The following is a 4,028-nucleotide window of genomic DNA, read 5'->3' on the forward strand; positions in this document are numbered from 1 at the left end:
TGCCCGGCTGAATGCCGGTGACGGTGTTGGGTTGAGGGCTCAGCACGTACTTGGTCTTGGCACGGCTCAGCAGTGCTTCGGCGAAGAGCTGGTGGGCGTCGTTCACCTGCAGCGTGCCGCGGCCGAGGAAGCCCAGCTTCTCAGACTCCGGGTAGATCTCGGTGTCTTGCATGTAGTCGTAGTTGCAGCCATCCGCGCCAGCGGGGCCGCCCGGCGCATAGACGCTCGTCGGCGGGCCGCACTCGGGTGCCGTGAAGTTGATGGTGCGGCCGGTGTAGGGCGCGCCGTTGGCCCGGATGGTGTTCAGCTGGCTGCGGGTCAGCCGCACGTTGCCGGGGAAGGGCCGGCTGGACAAGAGGAAGGGCAGGGTCTGAGGGATGTTGTTGTCGCGGATGAAATCACGCTGGCTGGAGCGCAATGCATCGAGCTCCTGGTAGTCGATGACACCGAACGCATTGAATCGGTCCTTGGCGAGGTTGCCGGTGCCGCCGGACAGCGAGAAGGTTCGCTTGCCTGCGCCACCGTGCTGGGTACCGAGGGCGGAAACGCTGATGTCGGCGCCCTCGTAATCCTTGCGGGTGATGAAGTTGATCACGCCGCCGATCGCATCGGTGCCGTAGATGGCTGAGGCGCCGTCCTTGAGCACCTCGACACGTTGCAATGCGGCCGCCGGAATGTTGTTCAGGTCCACACCGGCCCCGTCTCCCGGCGATGCGAAGTTGGCCAGGCGGCGGCCATTGAGCAGCACCAGCGTGGACGACACGCCGATGCCGCGCAGGTTGGCGGCGTTGAAGCCACGCTGGCCCGAGTTGCTGTCGGTGATGCTCGCGCCGTCCGTCAAGCCGGCGGCGTTGGCCGAGATCTTCGTCAACAGCTCGGCGGCCGTGGTGACCCCGCTCTTGTCGATGTCTTCACGCTTGATGACTTGCACCGGAAGCGCCGTTTCGGCGTCGATGCGCTTGATCGATGAACCGGTGATCTCGACACGCTCGAGTTGAGTGGGTGGCGCGGGCGGGGTGGCGCTGGCCTGTGCCTGCGCGGCACTGTGCGCGAGAAAGCCAATGGCCATGAGCGCGGCCTGCGCACACGGACGCATCACAAAAACGGTGCGTGGGAATGATTTGTTCATGGGCTGCTTTGCGTGGTTTGAATGGGAGGCGTCGCGTGATCAACGTGTCTTCGCATTCAGGCTATCTGCCACCACGCTCCCTGTAACGAGGGTTGCCACGCGGCGGTCGCAAAGCTGCAAGTTGGCGTCGCAACCTTGACAGCACGGGTGCGGCGAGTCGCCGCGGCACCACATGCGTTCAGGTCAAGACGCCTGCGCCGAACCTTGTGTCATCACACGAATCCGCTGCCCGGTCTCCACACGCAGCGCCTGCGCCTGCGCCGCGCTCAAGGTCAGCGCCCCATCGTCGAGCGCTGCAGGCACCAGGCTGGCGCCTGTGCGGTCTGCGCCGACACCCGCGACGAGACAGCTGCGCCCAGGGCCGGGCTCGCCAATGCGAACCGGCAGCACCTGGCTCGCCCGAAGCGCCGTGAGGTCCGCCACATCGACTTCGACAATCGGCCCCGCGTCGAAGATGTTGAGGTGCCCACCGAAGCGAAAACCCTGAGCGGTGAGCGCATCGTGCGCCGCTCGTGCCGCCATTGCGCGCTGGCCGATGCAGGCCTGCGCCTCTGCACCGAGGAAGGAGCTGTAGAGCGGGTGCTTGGGCATGAGCCGCGCGATGTGGCTGCGCTCTGGGGTCTCGAAGAACACATCGTTCGGCGGCAGCTCGCCTGCGTAGAAATGCCGGCCGAGGGCGTTCCAGAAAGGGGACGCACCGCTGTCGAAGTTCAGGCCCGGCAGTTCGGCAATGAGACGCGGTGCGAAGTGGTCAGGTTGCTCGGCCACATGCAGCAGCATGGCATCGATCAGCAGGCGCTGGGGAGCGCGTGTGGAGTCTGCGCTGGCCATCAGAGGCAGGTGCAGCTCGGCGCAGCCGGTGTGGTCATTGCCGAGCAGCAAGGTGTCGGCGCGGTGGAACATCTTGAGCTCGGCCGAGGCATGCACCACCACGCCGCTGCGATAGCTGTAGCGGGGCAGGTCCAGGCCGATGCTGCCCGAGAGTGCGCCGACTCCCAGCAGCGCCCCGGGGTGTTGTGTGTCTTCGAGCACAAAGACGCGTCGGCGCGGCGTGACGCCATCGCCTGCAAAGGCCAGCTGCGAGGATTCGATCAAACGCTCGGCCGCCTGCGTGCTGCAGCGCGCATGCAGACTCACGAACGCGGCCTGGTCGGCCAGGGCGATGGGGCGGATGGTGAGCATCTCAGAGCCCTCCGGCGTGCAGGGCGACGATGCGCACGTCGTCGCCGCTGGAGACTTCGAGCGCTTCGATCAGGTCGGCCGGCAGCACGAGCGTGTCGCCGTCGCTCCAGGGCACATCGGCCACCGTGGCGCGAAACTGCTGGCTGGATGTGTTGGCGATCAGACAGGGGCGCACAGATTCGGCGCGAACGTCGGCGCCGGATGCTCGCTCCACGCGCAGCCGCCTGCTGCGCCGGATGCTGGTCAGCGCCGCGAGGCGTGCCTCGATCGTGGGGCCGCCGTCGAACACGTCGACATAGGTGTCGGCCTCGAAACCCTCGTCCACCAGCAGCTTGAAGGGCAGTTCGCCGACGGGGTGCAGCTGGCCGATGGCGACCTGCGCATCCGGCGGCAGCAAGGGCACATAGATGGGGTACTGCGGCATCAGTTCCGCAATGAAGCTCTTGCTTCGTCCGCCGGTCAGCTGCTCGGCCTGTGGGTAATCCAGGTTGAAGAAACGCCGCCCGACCGCATCCCAAAAAGGTGAGTGCCCGGCTTCATCGCACAGGCCCGGGAACTCCGCAGCCAGCCGGTCGGAAAACCGCTTGGGGTGCTCGGCCATGAAAAGCAGGCGGGCGCGCGACAGCAGGTGCGGCCAGACGCCCTCTGCGAACCCGGGTTCGATGTAGAAGGAGGTCAGCAGCGACGCACCCGTCAGGTCATGGCACAGGTGCAGCGAATGGATCTTGTTGGAGCTGCGCAGCTCTTGCGAGGCATGCACGATGAACTCGTTGCGGTAGCTGTAGAAGCGGTCGCCGAAACCGGCCGAGGCCGCGATGCCGCTGGTGCCGACGATCTGTCCGCTGGCCGTGTCTTCCAGCACGAAGAAGTAGGTCTCTTCGCCACTCACATCGGCTTCGGTGGAGAAGGCGTGCGACGAAGCGCGGATCTTGTCGTAGAGCTTCTCGCGGTCGAGTGGCAAAGAACCGATGCCGATGGCGCTCGCGGCTGCGATGCGCTCGACGGCGGCCAGGTCGGTCAATCGGCAGGGCCTGAGCACCAGGCGCGGTGTGGCCGTGTCACCGATGTTGTTCATGGGGCAAGCTCCTTGGAATCTGGTGCGGGCGCGGGCATCGCCACGACGACACGCTGGCTGCGTTGCTCGCGGGGCGTGACGCCGAAATGGGCGCGGTAGGCGTTTGAAAAATGCGGGCCCGACGAAAAGCCGCAGGACAAACCGATCTGCAGGATGGACTGGCTGGTCTGCTGCAACAACTGGCGCGCGCGGGTGAGCCGCATCTCGATGTAGTAGCGCGAGGGGAGGCTGTCGAGGTAGAGCTTGAAGAGGCGCTCCAGCTGGCGACGCGACACGCCGACCAGCCGCGCGATGTCTTCGGTGGCCAGCGGCTCCTCGATGTTGGCCTCCATCAGTGCGACCGCCTCGGTCAACTTGGGCTGGCCGCCACCGATGCGTGCCGACAGCGGCACACGCTGCGGTTCGTTGGGCCCGCGCGGTTTCTCCAGGCTGAAGCTCGCCAGCAGCTGCTCGACGATGGTGGGCCCATGGGTCTCTCCGACGCGGTGCAGCATCATGTCGAAGGCGGCGTGGCCGCCAGCGCAGGTCAGCCGTCGGCGGTCGGACTCGAACACATTGCTCGACACCACGGTTTCGCTGAACGCGCGCGCGAGCAAGGGCGCGTAGGCCCAGTGCAGGGTGGCCCGGTGGCCGCGCAGCAGG

General features: G+C 66.4%; 4 protein-coding genes. All 4 read right to left on the minus strand.

Going from position 1 to position 4,028, the window contains the following annotated elements; translation table 11 throughout:
• On the minus strand, positions 1-1,129 hold a 1,129-nt coding region (locus RMO40_RS09935; RefSeq protein ID WP_309719984.1), incomplete at its 3' end, for a TonB-dependent receptor plug domain-containing protein.
• Positions 1,130-1,312: 183 nt separating this feature from the next.
• Positions 1,313-2,311 carry an arginine N-succinyltransferase gene (locus tag RMO40_RS09940; protein ID WP_309719986.1) on the minus strand — a complete coding sequence of 333 codons (999 nt, stop codon included), beginning with the start codon at positions 2,309-2,311 and terminating at the stop codon, positions 1,313-1,315.
• A 1-nt stretch (position 2,312) separates the two neighbouring features.
• On the minus strand, positions 2,313-3,386 hold the full coding sequence (locus RMO40_RS09945) for an arginine N-succinyltransferase (protein WP_309719987.1): 1,074 nt from the start codon (positions 3,384-3,386) through the stop codon (positions 2,313-2,315).
• The coding region (locus RMO40_RS09950) for a helix-turn-helix domain-containing protein (protein WP_309719988.1) at positions 3,383-4,028 on the minus strand (646 nt) is incomplete at its 5' end. The genes RMO40_RS09950 and RMO40_RS09945, both read right to left, overlap by 4 nt.

The organism is Rhizobacter sp. (genome assembly GCF_031412075.1).
In the GTDB taxonomy this organism is placed as follows: Bacteria; Pseudomonadota; Gammaproteobacteria; order Burkholderiales; family Burkholderiaceae_C; genus Rhizobacter.